This window comes from Psychrobacter pygoscelis, assembly GCF_004335015.1.
Taxonomy (GTDB): Bacteria; Pseudomonadota; Gammaproteobacteria; order Pseudomonadales; family Moraxellaceae; genus Psychrobacter; species Psychrobacter pygoscelis.
In genome coordinates this window covers 385,552-400,975 of the sequence record NZ_RQRU01000001.1, presented here as the reverse complement: position 1 = coordinate 400,975, position 15,424 = coordinate 385,552, and the positions used below count along the sequence as shown (strand labels likewise).

Genomic DNA, 15,424 nt, shown 5'->3' with positions numbered 1-15,424 from the left:
TGCGTCTTGGTTGATTCAGTCCGGTGTCTTTCTAAGTCACCTATGCGGTGTTGAAGAGGAATTATAAACCTCAAAAAAGAGTCATAACAAGGCTTGAAGGGCAAAAACACTATTTTTACCCTTCATTTTCTATCTTGATATAACTTATTGTTTTTTAAATAAATTTTTAAATAGTTTAAAAAAGGATTTTTTCCTCTTTTAATAGCGATCTGCGTGCTATTTAGCCTACTATATCATCATTTAGCTTCACGCTAGTCATAATAGATCGTACCTGACACGGGGTAATTTGCTTAGCGATAGCCTCAAGTTTAGGCTTATCTGACCAGCCCAGCCAATAGGCGAAGCCCACTTGGGTTAGGTCCACGCCGCTATGCTTGGTATAGCCGATACCACCAGACGGGCGGCTGTTAATTTCTAAGACGCGGTGTATGCCGTCTGCATCTTGCTTGGTCTGTACGCTGACGATACCATCACAGTCAAAGGCTTTAATGAGTGGAGTGACCACGTCCATCACTGAGGTGTCATAGCCAATGTGTTGGACTTTGCCCACTTTATGACGGGTGACGGCTGCTAATACTTCGCCGCGCTCGCAGACCACATCGATAGAGTACTCTTGGCCGGGTAGATATGGCATTAGTAGCATCGGAATAGGGCGCTGATGTACCAGCACGCTTTGCGAATAGGCAGCGATATACTGCTCGGTAGTTATCTTTTTATTATCGGTAAAGTACAGATGCTCAAAGCTGTCATAATGTTTATCATTGCCATCTGCTGTTGTTCCTGTGTCTAGTCGCCAAAACCCTTGGGCAAATATCCCAGTGACAGGCTTGACGCATAAGCGCTTATCGCTATGCTTAGCCAGTAGCCGGGTCAATTCATTTAAATTATCAAAACGCCAGCCCTCAGCGACAGGGATATGATGGGCGTTGCAGTGCTGGATAAATTGAAACTTGTCATCGATTTTGTTGAGCATCTCTACCGACGTAGCGCCTGTCAGTAGCCTGATACCTGCTTGGTCAAATTGTTCCCGCTCGGCCTCATAATCGATACTATTGCGACCAGTTAGCAGTACCTTGACGTTATGCTGCTTGGCTTGCTCAAGGACAAACTGCCAACGGGGCAGGGCAGCACCATCATGGTCGGCAGTGCTTGGTTCCAAAAAGTACTGGTCAGCGAATTCAAAGATTTCTAACCGCCGCGAGCGGTGTGAGGCAAGGACATTTAAGTCGTTGTTGGTATATTGCTGCTTTAAGCTTTGTAAGCTTTCGAGCATATCGCGCTGACTGGATTGGGCTTCAGCAAGCCAAACGCTAGGTACTGATGATTTCATACGTGTATTGTCTCTTAATTAAGCGGCTAAATGAGTTGGTGTATTAATATATTGATGCTTAGTTTACTACGCAGCGCACAAATGCGCGTAAGATTAATCACATTGTTGATACCCATCGACCAAGATGCCCAAGTAAACGACACACAACTTACGATGCCTTATACCGCAGCATTTTGCTAAACTAAAATAAATATGGCAATTAGCCACATAAGGCTGCCTATCGACAGGCTACCCCAAAATCATAGTGGCAGTTAGCATATTAATGCATCCAGATAATCCTTATAAATAGAAGCGAGAGAATCATGAGCCAAACTTTAATCGCCGGTGCCAATGCGCCATTAGCCGCTGAGCAGATTAGTATTCGTATTATCAGTGACCAGTCCATTGATTGCGCCGCTTACCGCTTAGCGAATACGGGCAAAGTTCGCGGCGACGGCGACATGGTGTTCTACGGTCAAAAGCAAAGCGATGATAGCAGCGTCGCCTTTCGCGATCATGACACCGATGGCTTCTTCGATATCAACCTATCGGCGCAGCCTGCGCAAATTGATAAAATCGCGCTAGCGTTCTCAAGTAGCAAGACGCTGGCGCAGATTGGCAATGTCGATATCCAAGTGATGCAGGGCAGCAATGTGTTACTGACATGTCAAGTCGAGGCGGGCAATCGTAGCGAAAAGGCCGTTATTCTTGGTGAATGCTACCGCCGTCAGGGCAGTTGGAAATTTCGCTTTATTGCCCAAGGCTTTAATGGTGGTCTAAGGCCGCTCTCAGAGCACTTCGGTGTGGAGATTGCCGATGATAGCCCTCAGTCCAATCCGGTGAATACCAATAATGGTGTCAATACCGCCAAGCCTGCGACCACCAGTGCCAATCATCAAGCCAGTCCGCCACCGATTCCAGCTGCCTCAACCTCAACTGTTAATTTATCCAAAATTACCCTAACCAAGAACCAATCAAGTATCAACCTAAAGAAAAAAGACGACTTCGGCAAAATCTCCATCAACCTAAATTGGAACCAACGACCAGACAAGTCGGAGATGCCGAAAAAGGGCCGCCTAAGCGATCTATTTAAGCAGCATTCAAAGGGTATCGACCTCGATGTGGGGGCGATGATTCGCCTCAAAAGTGGCGAGAAAACCCTCATTCAGGCCTTGGGCAAGCGCTTTGGCAGTTTAGACAGCGTGCCTTATGTGCTGCTTCGCGCGGACGATAGGACGGGGCAGAGTACAGACGGTGAGTGGCTCGATATTAATGGTCAGCAGTGGTCGCAGATTGAAGAGGTGTTTATTTTTGCCTTTATCTATGAGGGCGTACCCAATTGGGCGCAGACCGACGGCGTGGTGACCATTCACGTGCCCGGTCAGCCACCGATTGAGACGCGGCTCACCGAAGGTGCAAACTCAAAGCCCATGTGCGCCATCGCGCGATTGGTCAATCAGCAGGGCAGTATCAATGTTGAGCGTATTAACCAATACTTTAGTGGTCATAAAGACATGGATGAGGGCTTTGGTTGGGGCTTTAGCTGGCAAAAAGCGCGCAAGTAATCAGAGAATATAAGCCAATGAATAAAATAGCCTAAGTAGCTAAAAATGAAGCTTCCTGTGTTAGGGTTTAATCGTCGATAGCTAAAGCACAAAAAGCCAAAAAAATAAAAGAATGGCCTTAACATCGGAGTTCTTTAGACAGGAAGAAATATGCGGGGCGAGAGTAGTCGATTCTACGTGACTATGGCCGCGCCTCGTCCCTCGGCGAAGAGCAAAAAATGGGCAGGGGCTTTGATTTAATACGTTCATGGATTGCCCCTCACATCCTCCTCCTCATAAAGCGTATTTTGCAAAATTGCGCCCTCCTTTTTTAAGGCGGTCGGGAGAGGATTTATCGGCTGTAAAAACCAACTATTTATTTGGGCGTCCGTCCCACTCAATCTGGCGTTACGCTCTTAAGCTTGCTAAGGTAAAGCCGAAGCCTGCGCATGCTATCACTGTGCCTCTTTTTATTGGCTGAGTTATGTCTGAGGGTTTGTCCAAAGGCTTTTACGTTAATGAAGTGGTTTGGCGTTATTACCTTGCTCTTTTTTAGAGCGGTAAAATAGCCTTTCCCCGATAAATGTACCGGAACAAATAAGGACGAGATATAAAACCCAGCTTGCGGGTACAGAGATAGTTATGCTGTTAATGATTATAAAGTAGATAGCGATCCCAATTAGGAACCCCATTATTCTATAGACATAAATCATAGCCAAATCCTTATTACCTATTGATATCAACCATAATATCAAACTATTTTTAGCAGTACTCATCTGCTTTAACTGCTTGTCTATCAGCATAGCCATTATGGCTTTTAACTTTAAGGCGGATACTAAAAGGTCTTTATATCGCCTTTCTACCCAAAAGGGAGAAGGGTAGGATTAAGCTACTTAAATCTAATAATGGTTACTCAGCAAAACGCCACCCTTATGGGTAGCGCTGCTATCTTAAGCAATAACTTTGTCTCAACTACCTAAGCATGTGGCGTTACCGCTGGCATTAAGTCTTTGAATGTACGGCCAGAGGCGGTCTCGCCAATAGCGTGCATTTTCCACTCGCCATTGTGGCGATAGACTTTAGCCATAATCATCGCCGTATGACTGCCTTGTGAGGACAAGTTGTAGCGAGCCACTTCAGAGTTATTGCTGGCATTGACGATGCGGCAAAAGGCATTTTCTACCGTCTCAAAGGTCTGACCAGTGAAGCTATTGACGGTGAATACTAGAGATTGCACGCTGGCTGGGATACGCGATAAATCCACGTTGATTACTTCGTCATCACCGTCGCCTGCGCCAGTACGGTTGTCACCGGTGTGCACGATACTGCCGTCTTTTGAGTTGAGCTGACCGAACCAGATGGCGTCGATAGGCTGCTTGTTGCTGTCAAACATAATGCACGAGGCGTCAAGATCGATGCTGTCGCCACCACCGCCGCCGCCAAAGAGTTTACCCAAGAATCCGCCTTTATTAGCAGCGCTAGATTGTGCCACGTCCCAACCCAGGCCCATTTTAACTTGAGTGAGTGTACCGCCCGCTTCTTTACTCAGCGAGATTTTTTGTCCTTTTTGTAGATTAACTGCCATGAGAGTATCCTTTTAATGGTTTAAGTTAGCTTTATCAAAGGGTGAATAGGTGTCAGACACTATAAATAATAACGGGGTTATCAACCAGTCTGTCAGGCGACATTTATCGCTGTAATGCTAGTTAATGGGGGTAGAAGAGGCAAGATTAAAGCGCCAAAAAAGACAGCGACCCAATGATTAAGCCGCTGCCACCTTAAGACTACATGATCTGATCCAGCAGACCACCGCCGCCGCCACGGCCACCAGAGTTGCTACCAAGCACGCTTTGAAGCCAACCTTGATAGCTGTCACGGTTGCGTGAGCAGATGACGACTTTGCCCTTACCTGAAAACTTCAATACCATACCCTCGCCACTGGTGACGGAGTTGATGATATTGCTCATAAAGCCTTTTTTCTTACTGGTAGATACCGACAGATTGTACTGTAGTCTTGAGTCCCAGCAGACCACATGACCATTATCGATGACCACGTCTTTGCCCGGCTCAACATCAATCTCAAATAAGGAGCCAAAGCCTGAGACCACGACCTGACCTGTGCCCTCAGTCTGCATGACCACGAAGCCGCCAGTATCACCAAATACCGCACCGCCAAGATTGCGCTGGATATTAGCACGGATATCGACACTGCGAGAGGCGGCGACAAAGGCGCCATCGCTTAACGTATATTGGTTGGCTCCAATGTCTAAGATTTGCATATCACCATCAAGGGTAGGGGCGAGAAGACAGTCGCCCTCACCGTGAACGGCTTCAATCTCTTGCTGAAACAGCGACTCATCATTGGCAAAGCGGCGCATCAACGACTGCATAATGCCACCTTGGAGCTTACCTTTAAGCTCCAGATTGGTCTCCATCATGACCATCGCATTGGCTTCACAATAGATGGAATCTCCTTTTTTTAGATTACAATGTAAAAAAGGCTCGATAGTCCCGATTAGAGTGAACGTCGCTGCCATAAGCGCTCCTACAGTATTGGCTAGTACTAAAGATGACGGAATATAAATCAAGGGCAAGCGCTACGATGGCTTACCCCTAATTTTATAAAGGCTACTCAGTAATCTATAAAAGGCTACTTAGTTATACATTAACCCCATAAGAGGCCGCTAATGGACCTAGGCCACCATTAAAGCCTTGACCTACGGCGCGGAATTTCCAGTCACCATTATGGCGGTATAGCTCACCGAATATCATCGCAGTCTCAGTGCTGCTGTCTTCTGATAGATCGTAACGGGCGACCTCGGAGTTGCCATTGTCATTAATGACGCGGATGAAGGCATCACCGACTTGACCGAAGTTTTGATTGCGCGCTTGGCCTTCATAGATGATGGCACAGATTGCAATTTTGCTGATTTCACTAGGGACGTTAGTTAAGTTGACCTTGATTTGCTCATCATCACCTTCACCTTCACCCGTACGGTTATCACCGGTATGCTCGACAGAGCCATCACTAGATTTTAGGTTGTTAAAGAAAATAAAGTCTTGGTCGTTACGTACTTTGCCAGCATCATTAAGCAAAAAGGCAATGGCGTCTAGGTCAAAGTCTTGACCGTCAGTAGCGCGAGGGTCCCAGCCAAGACCGACGGTCATGTTGGTAAGTCCTGGGGCTTCTTTTGATAAGTTGACATTGCCACCTTTGGTTAAGCTAATAGCCATGTTATTGATCCTTTTTAGCGAGTGTATTGATAAGTAAGAAAAAGTCACGCAGTAGCGCGTGAATAGTACAGTCGGTCCACAATAAAACTATTACGGTGTCACCCTCACTAGCCATACTACTGTATAGTCTGCGCTCGGCTTCCTTGTACCAATATTATTGTAGATTGACAATAGCTCATATTCAGTACAAAAGTTATTGTAATAATAGGGGCGACTCAAGAGTATATCGTCTGATAAGTCGAAATCTGAACTAAAATCGCGACAATAAAAAACGTGAGCCGAAACTCACGTTAACTATACTAACCCCTATGCTCATGCGCAAGTTAGTGCTAGTAATTATCATAAGGATTATGTGAAAAGTCGTTAATTTAAGTTGAAGACGCTTTCCCTGAGGTTTCAGCTTCTTCAAGTTTACGGTGTTTCAGTGAAGCGATGACCGCCCAAACGATAAAGGTGACACCGATAAGGCCGGTCACAATCTCTGGCACATGGAACTTCATCGACAGTAGCATAATGATGGCAAGGGCACCAATGGCATAGTGCGCGCCGTGCTCAAGATAGATAAACTCATCTAGCGTGCCTTTATCGACTAGGTAAATGGTCATCGAGCGAACAAACATCGCACCGATGGCTAGACCAAGCATAATAATGATGACATCATTGGTAATGGCAAAAGCACCGATGACACCGTCAAAACTAAATGACGCATCAAGCACTTCAAGGTATAAGAAACCTGCGATACCGCCTTTCATAACCGCGCTACCGACATTGGTAGTATTGTTAGATAGCGTACCTTCTTCCAGCTCCTCTTCAGCCTCTTCAATGTCGCCCTCAAGCATGCCTGAGATGACCTGAACCCCAAGATAAACCAAGATACCCCAAACACCAGCGATAAGTACCGCTGATTTTTGCTCAGGGTGTACCCAAGTGAGCGAAATCATCAAAAAGATTAACGCAACAAAGACACTCATGGCATCGACTTGACCAAACTTAGCAAGTCTACTCTCAAGCCAGTCAAACCAGTGTACTTCTTGATCATCGAACAAGAAGTTTAGGAATACTAACATCAGGAACATACCGCCAAATGCCGAAATCTCTGCATGGTGTGCCATGAGTTTGGCTGAATACTCATTGGGGTTATACAAGGCAAGATTGATGACGTCCATCATACCCATATCAGCAGTGACGGCGACGATGACGATGGGGAACACCAAGCGCATACCGAAGACAGCGATTAAGATACCGACGGTTAAGAAGATCATCTTCCAAAAGTGGTTCCAGTGCTTGAGTACCGAAGCATTGACGACCGCATTGTCAAAGGACAACGAAATCTCCATCACTGCCAGTATCGCGGTGATAGACAGCGCTGAGATCAGTCCGCTCATACCACCGTGTGAATATCCCCACCACGATGCGATCAATAGCGCAATGGTGGTAAAGATCATATCAAAATAAAAATGTCTCATGACATATCCTGTTTAGAGTCACTATTTGCAGACATGTAAACTGCTTTAATACAAAAAAAGTGGTTAATAATAACCACTTTTTCGTTAATAGTCTTGTATTGAGCTGCAACAATTTATACCAAATCCTATCGAATATTTATTAGTTGCGTAGTGATAGGCAGCGTAGCGTAGCAGCGCACAAAACTTTTATCAGGCATCGCTAAAAACTAACTTTAGCAGTTAAATATTGACACCATATTGGTGGCACATAGCTTGCAGACCGCCTGAGTAGCCTTGACCAACCGCGCGGAATTTCCACTCGTTATTATGGCGATAGACTTCTCCAAACACCATGGCGGTCTCGATAGAATAATCTTCTGCTAAGTCAAATCGTACTACCTCAGTACCGGTGTCTTCATTGACGACACGAATAAAGGCGTTAGCGACTTGACCGAAGTTTTGATTTCGCGTTTGCGCATCATGAATGGTGACGGTGACAATCACTTTGTCAATATCAGCGGGGACCTGAGATAGGTTAACTTTAATGACCTCGTCATCGCCATCCCCTTCACCAGTACGGTTATCACCGGTGTGCTCAACTGCGCCATTATCTGACTTAAGCTGATTATAAAAGATAAAGTCATGATCGCCACGAACTTTGCCAGCGCTATTAACCAAAAATACGCTAGCGTCTAGATCAAATTCAGCGCCAGACGTGGCACGTTCGTCCCAACCGAGACCGATCAGTAGCTTATTTAGGTTTGGGTCAGTTTTGGTCAGTGATAAGTTACCACCCTTACTCAGTGATAAGGCCATAAATATCTCCTCAATTATTAAATGTGTCAATTAATAAGTGTCTAAATTAACTTGTGCTTAAGCCAATAAGTGCTTAAGTTATTTCAATGTCTGTATAACGATATGATTTAATATATAAATTATGACAAAAATATTAAATCAATAAAATGACTATGAATATGGAAAAATCCAATCGTCTAATCCAGTCGTTCAATAATGTTACCCATAATAACAAGCCCATAGCTTATGTCTAGGGCTAAAAATTAACGATAAGTTATTAATTTCGTAAGAGCAAAGGGCTTGAAGAAACATTTAAGACAAATGGCAACTTACTATAAAGCCAATTTAACCACCATATTAATTTTATATAATCTATCTGTCTTATAGTAGTCAGTAGCAGTCAGCTATTTATGACCCTATCAAATTGTATTACCACTGGCCAAGAGTGATCTTATTGTATGACACGTTAGTAAAAAGACCAGTTCGGCAGGTTTGATTGCCGCGTTCAGTATGACGACATTCGACTGCTCAGAGAGTCAGCAAGAGCAAGCGGCGCGAACTCTTGGACTGGATGAAAAAGATGTCTTCAGCCTTAAGACGAACACTTACTTTGGTGAGTGGTTGTCCGCTGATCTATCAAGCTCAGTCAGAGACTGACTTTATAAGCGAAGTAGCCGTTCGTAACTGTGATAAGCCTGATAGTTATGAAGTATGTTACGTTCATGACTTGCCAGAGACTTGAGCTACTAGCGATCGCGAGATAGCCTACTATTTGTATGATCCACAGGTAGAGCAGGTAAGCAGCATACAACGAGGGGCAGGTATTTAGCCCACCCCTATCTCAAAACGACCCTTAAAGTAGCGGCTTACATACTGGCTCAATTGTCTATGCTTGCTGTCTCAGTTTTCTAAGCCAGTTAGGAAAGACGGTGACGAATCTCAAAGCTACGATGGATTGGTTTTTTGATATTAAAGTCAAAGCCAATCGTCTGATGAGTAATGTCGGTTACCTCATAGCGCTGGGTGAGTGACTCGTCCAATTCAAACTTGGTAAAGTTGTTTGAGAAGTAGAGTACACCGTCCGTCCGTAAGCGGTTCATCGCCCGATTGATAAGCGCAGGGTGGTCACGCTGAACATCAAATGTCCCTTGGAATTTTTTAGAGTTTGAGAAAGTTGGCGGATCGATAAAGATAGTATCGAATTGCTCGGTATTGTCTTTAATCCACTCAAAGATATCTGCCGCGACAAAGCGATACTTGCTACTACTAAGGTCTAGACCATTAAGGGCAAAGTTTTGCTTACCCCAGTCGAGATAGTTCTGTGATAGATCCACACTCGTTACAGATTTCGCACCTGCGAGTGCAGCATGGACGCTAGCGCTGCAAGTGTAAGCAAACAGATTAAGAACGTCGCTATTCGCACTCTGTGATTTGACCAATTGGCGCATATTGCGATGATCAATAAACAGTCCGGTATCTAGGTAATCGGTAAAGTTGACATAAAAGTAGGCGTTGTCTTCACGTACGACGTAGAACTTACCGCGCTTTTCGCTTTTGCTTTGCTTGCTATATTGCTCATTACCTGACTGGCGCGCGCGTGTCTTAATAAAGACTTGCTCACGGTCAAGCTTTAGCACTTCACGGATACCGTGCAGTGCTAGATTGAAGCGACGCTTTGCAGTCTCGACAGGGATGTTCTTCGGCGGCGCATACTCTTGGACGTGAACATAGTCACCGTATACGTCAATAGCGACTTTGAAGTCAGGTAAGTCAGCATTGTAGACACGAAGATTGGTCACACCATCGACAGCGGCTTGCTTTTTGAGGTGCGCAAGGTTCTTTTGCAGGCGATTGACGAAGTCTTGACCATTATCGACGCTAATCTCAGCTTTCTCAAAAGCTTGGATTAAGCTCTTGTGCGGGTCTGTGATTAGTGTGCCGTAGCGGAAATAGACAGTAATAGCACCATTATGACAGCGCAGGGTCTGCGGCGTCTCAATGGGTAGGATATCGGCATGCTCCACTTGTGCGGCAAGTACGCCAAGCGTCACAGTATTAGCGGCATTACCAGACTTTTTCTTAGCGGCTTTTTTATTGGCTTTGCTGCTAGGCGCTGGGGTAAAGATATCTTGTAAGATAATCCCAAGACCTTGATACAGCGGCTTGGTGGTCTCCTCCAAACCTAGACGCTCACCATAGGGCGGGTTGGTAATGATAAGAGGACGGTTTAGCTTACCTTCGCCTATGAATTTTGTAAGGCCAGTGCGCAGCTCGTTTAGTGGGCGCTGCTCAAGGGTAATATGAGGGATTAAGTCTTGAAGCCCAGCAGCGACCATGTTTTTATGCACCGCCTTTATCGCACCGATATCTGCATCATAACCAATGATGGTCGGTAAGCAAGTTTGCGCTTGTGCTGTTATCGTCTCTAGCGCCGAATGGAAGCGCTCATGCGCCGCCTCTAACTTTTGCTGCCATAGGCTGCTGTCATGATGCGCCCAGCTATAGAAGCCAAATTGGCTTTCGCTTTTATCGATACCGACAGGATAGTCACAGCTCATTAGTAAGGCCTCTATCAAAAAGGTCCCTGAGCCGCACATTGGATCGATAAGCGCGTCGAATTTTACTGTGTGTTTTTTGCTATTGGTCTTTTTGGTGCTCTTCTCTTTGTTGGCAGTGTCTTCAGCGCTACTGCCCTCAGCGATATTCCCCTCTGAGTCAGTAGTGTCAATACTAGCCACCTCTGCAAGACAAGGCAGCTTGTTTTCATGCCAGCCGCTACTGTAGAGCAGCGCTGCCGCTAGGTTCTCTTTTAGTGGTGCATCGGTCATGGCCACGCGATAGCCACGGCGATGTAAGCTAGTACCAGACAGATCAAGGTATAGCTCAGCTTGCTTGTCATTGACGGTAGCAAAGATAGAGTAATCAGGCTGCTTGCTATCCACATTGGGACGCTCGCCTAACTTATCATTGAAGGTATCGACAATAGCGTCTTTGATGCGTAGCATCGCAAATTGCTGATTGACCGGTACGCGTTTATCGGTCGATAGTCGAATGGCAAAGGTTTGATCGACACTAAACTGCTCAGTCCAGTCAACAGATTTGGCCAAGCCGTTCAGCTGTTCAGCGACATCATATTCGCTATTAATGTTGCGGCGCTTAAGGAGCAATAGTACGCGCGAGGCCACACGCGACCATAAACAAATGGTGTATAAGTCGGCAAGGGTCCCTCGGATTGCCAGACGCCCTGTGCTTTTGATGTCGCTGGTGATACCAAAGCTAGATAGCTCAGTCTGAAGCGGCATCTCAAGCCCGTCGGCGCAGGTGATAATAAAGTCAAACTGCGAAGATTGTGAGTCGCTGGTGGTCATGTTGCTACCTATTTGTCAAAGATCAATGATAAAACAATGATAAATCATAAAAGAAGAGGGGTTTTGCGAAGGATTTTAACACAGTTGTCAATATTTAAAGTAAAAGTGACAGGCTATATTGCAGATGGCTTGTCATCACTACCCATGCACTTTATCTAAGAGCGTCGATTTTTATCTTAAACCGCTACAAACTTAAGCAATACAGTCGATCATTTATCTGATGCAAGATGCGTTTTGGTCTCAAAAGGTTTGGTAGGGATAGGGTAGTCGACATCTTTAGGCATTAATAGCCGCATGTGCGGATAAGGAATAGAGACGCCAGCCTCATCCAGACCTTTTTTGATGTTCTCATTGAGATTTTCTTTAATCTTGGGCATCTGCGCCACGGCAGAAGGGGTTACCCAAAAACGTACGATAAAGAATACGCCATACTCACCAATCTCAACAATGGTCGCTGAAGCTTCTGGACGATCGAGAATGACATCGGTATCTTTGAGTACTTGCATGATAATAGCACGTGCAGTATCAATATCCGCTTCAAAGGCAATGCGAACACGAATATCAAAGCGCACGAAGTTTTTGGAAGTCAGATTGACCACTTCTGAGGAAGCTACATTGGAGTTTGGGACGATGATGGTAATATTATCACGCGTCAAAATATGGGTGGTACGCAGGGAGATAAGGACGACGCGGCCTTCTTGCTCGCCAATCTTAATCCAGTCGCCCACTTGGAACGACTGCTCAAGTAAGATGGTGATACCGGCGATAAAGTTGGCTAAGGTTGATTGAGCGGCAAAACCCACTGCCAAACCGACGATACCTAGACCGGCCACGAGCGAGACAATATCGAAGCCAAACTGCGCCATAACGCTGGCCAGACCCAGCACTAAAATAAGAACGGACAGTAAGTTTTTGAGTAACTGCTCAATTGAGGCATTAAGGCCATAGTGGTCTAGTACTCTATGGATGATCTGACCTGAGGTCGTCCACAGCACATAGTATAGTCCTGCCCAAATACTGGCCTTAGCAGTGGCCTTAACGGTCCCAGGCTCGACATTGAGTTGACTCATCACCGCAATCAGGCTCAAGACAATCCAAATGTAGCGTAAGACAGAGCGCGCGACCTTAAGCCGTTTGTTACTAATACGCAGTCGTTCTTGATTGTGCTTGACGAAGTAGATTGCCAACCAGTAAAAAAAACCAACGACGGCTAACAAGATTAAGATCTTGATACAGGTGCTAGCAAGATCTGCCGCTCGAGACGACCAGTCACGAGTCTCCTCTTCTAATGTACCACCTATTGCCAGATAAAAGCTGGTGTGGAGGTCCTGAAGGATCTCATTAATAAAGTTAGTGATGCCAGCCATCGCCATGTTGTACTCAATGATGAAGTTATGTTGTTATATCACAAGGGCTAATGACAAACCAGTACGCCCCAAAGTGTTATCAAGGTTCAGTTTATCAAAGGTTAAGCAATAACTTCCAAGATTATTGATGCTATTAATACGTCTTAGATGTACTAAGACTGATGTGGAATCTGCATCTTATCTTGAATCTCGCGAAGCGCAGTGCGAAGCCCCTCTAATATAGTCGGATGATAAAATGGTGCGTCAAGAAGCTGTTTGATAGTTAAATCATTGGTCATGGCAGTAGCCAGAATATGGGCAATATATTCGGCATCTGGGCCTACCATGCTAGCGCCCAGTATTTTGTTTGTCTGTTTACAGCCATATATGCGCAGCAAGCCGCAATTAGCGCCCATGACTCGGCTACGGCCCTGACTGCCAAAGTCAACTTCACCGATAGCATAGGGCGTAGCACTGGCATCAAGCTCAGTCGATGATTGACCTACACTAGCAATTTGCGGCTCACAGAATACAATGGCAATAGGGGTGGCAGGCGGCTTTATATAAGCACCGATATCATCTTTACAGACTGCTGAGCCTGCACTAAAACCTTCATCACTAGCGACATGCAGTAGAGGCAGATGGGCATTGGCATCGCCCACAATATAGACGTTCAAATCGCCGATTTGCCCGGTATTTTTGTTTAAGTCCATAGGACGATTTGTATCGTCTAAGCGTACACCAAGGTTCTCAATACCTAGATTATCTAGGTTGTTGCGTCGACCAGTAGCGGCCAGAACATAGTCTCCAGACCAAGTCTGAGTATTGCCATCTTTATCTAAGTAATGGATAAAGGCTTGATCATTATCCACGCCCACATCTTTAATCTCGCTATCAAGCTCGAAGTTTAGCTCTTGGCTTAAGCATTGATAGGCGCGCTCATTGACTTTAGGGTCTTTTATTCCGCCCAGTCGTTGACTGCGATTAAATAATGTCACTTGCACCCCGAGTCTTTGAAAGCTTTGTGCCAATTCAAGACCAATAGCGCCAGCGCCGACCACCGCCATGGAGTTAGGTAGATCTTCAAGCTCAAAGATAGTATCAGATGTATAGAGTCTATCCCCAAGCTTGTCACTCCAAGTATCTGCCACAAAGGGGCTAGATCCTGTTGCGATAATGATCTGCTTGGCGGCTATTATTTCATCGTTGACCTCGATGAGACCGTCTTTGTTAATGGTCGCTCTGCCAGAGATTTTTGCCTCTTCATCCCAGCTATCTACTTGCGTCATAACATGTGAGGTAAAAAAGTCGCGTAAGTCTTGAACCCGCTTCATGACTTGCTTGCCGTTGATAACGGCACGACCTTCAATACCGAATTCATCTGAACAATTGGCAGCATGAGCGCGATCAGCAGCAGCGATCAGCAGCTTGCTGGGCATACAGCCTACAGTAGCGCAGGTAGTCGTCCAATAGCCATCATTAATGATAACGACATTATCCGTCTGCTTGCGTGCTTGTTTAAATGCCTGTTGACCCGCTGTGCCCGCTCCAATAATAGCGACATCAACCGAGCGAGTTGCAGTATGATTATCTGATGCAGTATGACTCATAATATTCCTTATTATTTTACAATAGCTAGTACATGGTTAGGTCATTAGTGGAGCGATAGCTTATAGTGCTATTAGCAACTCGTCAGCTATGGTTAGGTAGTTCATTGTTATCATTTTTTTATTCACTTTTAATCTTTTATAGCCCAGCTGAGAGACAATAAGGATTAAGCCGGCGGCAATAAGCTTAACAGTCGATCCGTATAGCCCTTAGCTCGAAGGTTGCGCTGAGCATGAGTCAGGTTGCCGTCTTTGTCAAAAACAAAGGTAGAACGCAGCAGACCTAGTACCTTTTTGCCATACATAGACTTTTCTTTGATTACCTCAAAGTACTGGCAAAGTCGTTCATCTTCATCGCTGATTAAGCTGATTTGCAAGTCGTGTTTATCGATGAACCTCTTATGTGACTCAATGCTATCTCGGGAGACACCAATAATCTCGTAACCTAACTCATCAAATTTATGCAGATTCGCTGTAAAGTCAGTAGCTTGAGTGGTACAGCCAGAGGTATTATCCTTTGGGTAGAAGTATAAGATTAAACCTTTATTATTATTGGCCATCAGCTCATTTAGCTTGATGTCATCTTCAACGAAGTGATCTTCTAACTTTCGAACCATGGGCACAGCGAAATCAGGAAGGTGAATGTTTTCTTCGGTTGGTTTTGCCATTTGGCTTCCTCTGAGGTGGTTTGGTTATTAAAGTCAATCAGTACTAAAGAGGGCAGTACTGATATAGGGTCTCGATGAGTAATTTAGTATAAGCTATGCTATAAAAAA

At 45.2% G+C, this 15,424-nt stretch carries 12 protein-coding genes; 2 read left to right on the top strand and 10 right to left on the bottom strand.

All coding sequences use genetic code 11. From position 1 onward, the window contains the following. Positions 1–220: 220 nt before the first annotated feature. Positions 221–1,330, bottom strand: coding sequence for an ATP-grasp domain-containing protein (locus tag EGV92_RS01645; protein ID WP_131667472.1), 1,110 nt, complete (start codon positions 1,328–1,330; stop codon positions 221–223). Between the two features lie 302 nt (positions 1,331–1,632). On the opposite strand from EGV92_RS01645, the gene EGV92_RS01640 reads away from it, so the two are divergent. Beyond that, entirely contained in the window at positions 1,633–2,874 is a 1,242-nt protein-coding gene (locus EGV92_RS01640) for a TerD family protein (protein ID WP_131667471.1), read from the top strand. Positions 2,875–3,829: 955 nt separating this feature from the next. Here EGV92_RS01640 and EGV92_RS01635 read toward each other — a convergent pair. From EGV92_RS01635 to EGV92_RS01615, 5 genes are all read right to left on the bottom strand, one after another. Continuing rightward, a complete protein-coding gene (locus EGV92_RS01635) occupies positions 3,830–4,438 on the bottom strand; it encodes a TerD family protein (protein ID WP_131667470.1) in 609 nt (202 codons plus the stop codon). Between the two features lie 199 nt (positions 4,439–4,637). After that, positions 4,638–5,390, bottom strand: coding sequence for a TIGR00266 family protein (locus tag EGV92_RS01630; protein WP_131667469.1), 753 nt, complete (start codon positions 5,388–5,390; stop codon positions 4,638–4,640). 121 nt (positions 5,391–5,511) lie between these two features. Then, positions 5,512–6,087 (bottom strand): TerD family protein, encoded by a 576-nt coding sequence (locus EGV92_RS01625; RefSeq protein WP_131667468.1) that lies wholly within the window; start codon positions 6,085–6,087, stop codon positions 5,512–5,514. A 368-nt stretch (positions 6,088–6,455) separates the two neighbouring features. Next, complete coding sequence (locus tag EGV92_RS01620; protein WP_131667467.1) at positions 6,456–7,553, bottom strand: DUF475 domain-containing protein; 1,098 nt, start codon at positions 7,551–7,553, stop codon at positions 6,456–6,458. A 219-nt stretch (positions 7,554–7,772) separates the two neighbouring features. Continuing rightward, positions 7,773–8,348 (bottom strand): TerD family protein, encoded by a 576-nt coding sequence (locus EGV92_RS01615; protein ID WP_131667466.1) that lies wholly within the window; start codon positions 8,346–8,348, stop codon positions 7,773–7,775. Positions 8,349–8,837: 489 nt separating this feature from the next. Here EGV92_RS01615 and EGV92_RS13845 point away from each other — a divergent pair, with 489 nt between their 5' ends. Continuing rightward, complete coding sequence (locus tag EGV92_RS13845) at positions 8,838–8,984, top strand: hypothetical protein (RefSeq protein ID WP_165525537.1); 147 nt, start codon at positions 8,838–8,840, stop codon at positions 8,982–8,984. A gap of 260 nt (positions 8,985–9,244) precedes the next feature. Here EGV92_RS13845 and rlmKL read toward each other — a convergent pair whose 3' ends face one another. The 4 genes from rlmKL to EGV92_RS01595 form a co-directional block, all read right to left on the bottom strand. After that, the gene (rlmKL, locus tag EGV92_RS01610; RefSeq protein ID WP_242678560.1) at positions 9,245–11,695 is read right to left on the bottom strand and encodes a bifunctional 23S rRNA (guanine(2069)-N(7))-methyltransferase RlmK/23S rRNA (guanine(2445)-N(2))-methyltransferase RlmL; all 2,451 of its coding nucleotides are present in this window, start codon (positions 11,693–11,695) and stop codon (positions 9,245–9,247) included. Between the two features lie 209 nt (positions 11,696–11,904). Next, positions 11,905–13,068, bottom strand: a complete 1,164-nt coding sequence (locus tag EGV92_RS01605; protein WP_207401720.1) for a mechanosensitive ion channel family protein — start codon at positions 13,066–13,068, stop codon at positions 11,905–11,907. Between the two features lie 146 nt (positions 13,069–13,214). Beyond that, entirely contained in the window at positions 13,215–14,651 is a 1,437-nt protein-coding gene (locus EGV92_RS01600; RefSeq protein ID WP_131667464.1) for a dihydrolipoyl dehydrogenase, read from the bottom strand. A gap of 164 nt (positions 14,652–14,815) precedes the next feature. Then, a complete protein-coding gene (locus EGV92_RS01595) occupies positions 14,816–15,316 on the bottom strand; it encodes a peroxiredoxin (RefSeq protein WP_131667463.1) in 501 nt (166 codons plus the stop codon). Between the last annotated feature and the right edge of the window lie 108 nt (positions 15,317–15,424).

Coding starts and splice junctions, on each gene's coding strand:
- EGV92_RS01615 (WP_131667466.1), bottom strand. CDS start 8,348: ATGGCCTTATCACTGAGTAAGGGTGGTAACTTATCACTGACCAAAACT.
- rlmKL (WP_242678560.1), bottom strand. CDS start 11,695: ATGACCACCAGCGACTCACAATCTTCGCAGTTTGACTTTATTATCACC.
- EGV92_RS13845 (WP_165525537.1), top strand. CDS start 8,838: ATGACGACATTCGACTGCTCAGAGAGTCAGCAAGAGCAAGCGGCGCGA.
- EGV92_RS01605 (WP_207401720.1), bottom strand. CDS start 13,068: ATGGCGATGGCTGGCATCACTAACTTTATTAATGAGATCCTTCAGGAC.
- EGV92_RS01645 (WP_131667472.1), bottom strand. CDS start 1,330: ATGAAATCATCAGTACCTAGCGTTTGGCTTGCTGAAGCCCAATCCAGT.
- EGV92_RS01635 (WP_131667470.1), bottom strand. CDS start 4,438: ATGGCAGTTAATCTACAAAAAGGACAAAAAATCTCGCTGAGTAAAGAA.
- EGV92_RS01595 (WP_131667463.1), bottom strand. CDS start 15,316: ATGGCAAAACCAACCGAAGAAAACATTCACCTTCCTGATTTCGCTGTG.
- EGV92_RS01630 (WP_131667469.1), bottom strand. CDS start 5,390: ATGGCAGCGACGTTCACTCTAATCGGGACTATCGAGCCTTTTTTACAT.
- EGV92_RS01640 (WP_131667471.1), top strand. CDS start 1,633: ATGAGCCAAACTTTAATCGCCGGTGCCAATGCGCCATTAGCCGCTGAG.
- EGV92_RS01625 (WP_131667468.1), bottom strand. CDS start 6,087: ATGGCTATTAGCTTAACCAAAGGTGGCAATGTCAACTTATCAAAAGAA.
- EGV92_RS01620 (WP_131667467.1), bottom strand. CDS start 7,553: ATGAGACATTTTTATTTTGATATGATCTTTACCACCATTGCGCTATTG.
- EGV92_RS01600 (WP_131667464.1), bottom strand. CDS start 14,651: ATGAGTCATACTGCATCAGATAATCATACTGCAACTCGCTCGGTTGAT.